This is a genomic window from Nocardioides sp., from assembly GCF_036401255.1.
GTDB lineage: Bacteria > Actinomycetota > Actinomycetes > Propionibacteriales > Nocardioidaceae > Nocardioides.
This window is the reverse complement of the sequence record NZ_DASWVI010000091.1, coordinates 1-2,052: the sequence shown is the minus strand read 5'-3', so window position 1 is coordinate 2,052 and position 2,052 is coordinate 1. Positions and strand designations below refer to the sequence as shown.

The following is a 2,052-nucleotide window of genomic DNA, read 5'->3' as shown; positions in this document are numbered from 1 at the left end:
GAGACCGAGAAGCGAGCCGGTGAGGCGCTGCGGGAGTTGACCGAGCGCGAGGGCCTGTCCCTGGGCGAGGCCGTCGAGTGGTGCGGCGAGACGATCACCGTGCGCGAGGCGACGCGACTGCGGCGGCTCGCCAGTGAGCCGGAGGCAGGCGACGACGGCGAGCAGGACAGCGACCGTGACGGCGCGCAGGGCGGCGACGATGCGGCGCTGGCGACCGCTGGGAGTGGGGGAGCGGGTGCCGGTTCGTCGGCTGGATGACGCCGGCCTCGCGGCGGTCGCGGCAGCGATCACCGATCCGGCCGTGCTCGCGCGGTACCGGACGAAGGTCGCCACGGTGCCGGGGAGCGAGTGCCTGTGGTGGACCGGCGCGGTTGCCGGTCGGGCCGATCGTGAGCGCACGGACGGCGGCGGACATGGCCGGTTCTGGTACGCGCCAGGGCGGGTGATCATCGCGCACCGGTTCGCGTTCGCGGTGATGAACGGGGTGGACGCGCTCGCGGGAGCGCGGCTGCTCGGGCATCGGTGTCACAACCCGCTGTGCCAGCGGATCGCACCGGATCACGTGGTGGTATCGAGCGCGGCGCAGAACCGCCGGGAGTGGTCGGTGCAGCGGCGGCTGCCGTACAGCCCGCTGGCCGATCCGCGCGGGCCGCGACGGCGGGCGCGGGAACTGCGCGACCTGGCGCGCGAGGACCCGCAGCTGGTGGCCGACGACCTCGCGCGGCTCCAGGAGCTGCTGGGCGAGCAACTGACGCTCTGGTGAGGTTGGGCCGACGCAGAAGGCCGCCCGCAGCGGACAGCGCTACGGGCGGCCTGCGGGCTGAGGGTCAGGCGGGCTCGCCGTCGAGGAGGCGACCGAGCGTCTCCCACAGGTCGAGGTAGCCGTCAGCGTCCTCGGGCGACTGCTCGCCCCACTTGGCGTGAAGATCGCGGATGCGGTCGAGTCGGTCGAGACGGTCGGGGAGCGCGTCACGGGCGGCGGCGATGTACTCGACGTCGGCGGCATGGCCGGTGGTCTTGAGGCCAAGCCGGTGGTCGTGCCCGGTGTAGTAGGCCACGAGGATGTTGTCGGGCAGCAGGGCGTCGGCGGCGGTGGCGCGGATCTTGTCGCCGTCCGGAGTCCAGGGGCCGGGCGTGGCGCGTGCCGCCAGAGCGCGCAGTGTGGCGTTGTCGCTCATGCGGGCTGGTCCTCCCGGGCGGCGAGGTCGAGCCGCCCGGATGCGGCGGTCGCCACGGCGGTGATCCGGGCGGCCAGCGCCCGCAACTCGGCGGGCGTGCCCTGGATCGCCACAACGTCGTCACCGGCGAGGGTGAGGACCGGCTGACGATGCTCACCGGCACCCACCCAGTCCTCGCCGGGGGTGAACACCTGGACGCTGGTCTCGCGAGCGGCCAGCCACGCGATGTGCGCGCTCATGGGGTCACCTCGGCGGGCGCGGTGCCGATGAGGCGGCGGAACGCCCCCACGTCGGCCTCCAGGGTGAGCAGACGCCGGTGCTGATCGTCGGCTCGTGCTGCGACCTCGGTCAGCACCTCCCGCAGGCCGTCGAGGAAGGCGACAACGTCGCCGGCGCTGAGGTCTCCGCGTGGCGGGATCGGCACGCGAAGGTCAGCCGCGTAGGGAACTGCGTTCATGGCTACGCGGATGGCGCGCTGGTCGTCCGCGCTGATCACGGTGCCGGTCGGGTCCGGCTGGGTCTGCTCGGTCATGACTGCTCCTGTTCGGTGGTGCGGTGGGTGTGCTCGGCGTGCAGGGCGTCCAGTGCCGTGGCGACACTGGACAGGGCCGCGTCCGGGTGGGCGCCGGCGGCCTCGGGGGTCCAGCGGCGTACGTCGCGCAGCCGGTGCTCGATGACGATCAGGTCGCAGGCCGTCTCGCTGAGGGTGTGCCGGTCCTTGGCGGCGCTGGCGTCGACGTCGGCGGGCGTGGCGGTCGGCTGGCTCATCGCAGGACGTCCTCGACTGCGCGGCGCTTGGCCTCGTCGAGCGTGCGGGTGTTGATCGCCCAGTGCTGCCCGTAGCCGCCGTCGATGTCGGCGTAGAACCCCGGGG

5 protein-coding genes and 1 pseudogene are annotated in these 2,052 nt (G+C 73.6%); 2 read left to right on the top strand and 4 right to left on the bottom strand.

The genetic code is table 11. The features are described 5' to 3' along the window. Both VGD85_RS04300 and VGD85_RS04295 read left to right on the top strand, forming a co-directional pair. Positions 1–258 (top strand): annotated as a pseudogene (locus VGD85_RS04300) (hypothetical protein); the annotation flags it as partial. Then, positions 224–763 (top strand): hypothetical protein, encoded by a 540-nt coding sequence (locus tag VGD85_RS04295; RefSeq protein ID WP_331062209.1) that lies wholly within the window; start codon positions 224–226, stop codon positions 761–763. The pseudogene VGD85_RS04300 and the gene VGD85_RS04295, both read left to right, overlap by 35 nt. Before the next feature lie 64 nt (positions 764–827). On the opposite strand, the gene VGD85_RS04290 is transcribed toward VGD85_RS04295, so the two are convergent. The 4 genes from VGD85_RS04290 to VGD85_RS04275 are packed head-to-tail and all read right to left on the bottom strand — an operon-like array spanning position 828 to position 1,946. Beyond that, positions 828–1,178, bottom strand: a complete 351-nt coding sequence (locus tag VGD85_RS04290) for a hypothetical protein (RefSeq protein WP_296216358.1) — start codon at positions 1,176–1,178, stop codon at positions 828–830. Then, positions 1,175–1,417 carry a hypothetical protein gene (locus tag VGD85_RS04285; protein WP_296216359.1) on the bottom strand — a complete coding sequence of 81 codons (243 nt, stop codon included), beginning with the start codon at positions 1,415–1,417 and terminating at the stop codon, positions 1,175–1,177. Before VGD85_RS04285 ends, VGD85_RS04290 begins: the two co-directional genes overlap by 4 nt. Then, a complete protein-coding gene (locus tag VGD85_RS04280) occupies positions 1,414–1,710 on the bottom strand; it encodes a hypothetical protein (RefSeq protein WP_296216361.1) in 297 nt (98 codons plus the stop codon). Before VGD85_RS04280 ends, VGD85_RS04285 begins: the two co-directional genes overlap by 4 nt. Then, on the bottom strand, positions 1,707–1,946 hold the full coding sequence (locus VGD85_RS04275; RefSeq protein WP_331062208.1) for a hypothetical protein: 240 nt from the start codon (positions 1,944–1,946) through the stop codon (positions 1,707–1,709). The genes VGD85_RS04280 and VGD85_RS04275 overlap by 4 nt, the downstream gene beginning before the upstream one ends. Positions 1,947–2,052 lie beyond the last annotated feature (106 nt).

Excerpts from the sequence above, each read along its gene's own strand:
- VGD85_RS04275 (WP_331062208.1), bottom strand. The coding sequence starts at position 1,946 with ATGAGCCAGCCGACCGCCACGCCCGCCGACGTCGACGCCAGCGCCGCC.
- VGD85_RS04285 (WP_296216359.1), bottom strand. The coding sequence starts at position 1,417 with ATGAGCGCGCACATCGCGTGGCTGGCCGCTCGCGAGACCAGCGTCCAG.
- VGD85_RS04290 (WP_296216358.1), bottom strand. The coding sequence starts at position 1,178 with ATGAGCGACAACGCCACACTGCGCGCTCTGGCGGCACGCGCCACGCCC.
- VGD85_RS04280 (WP_296216361.1), bottom strand. The coding sequence starts at position 1,710 with ATGACCGAGCAGACCCAGCCGGACCCGACCGGCACCGTGATCAGCGCG.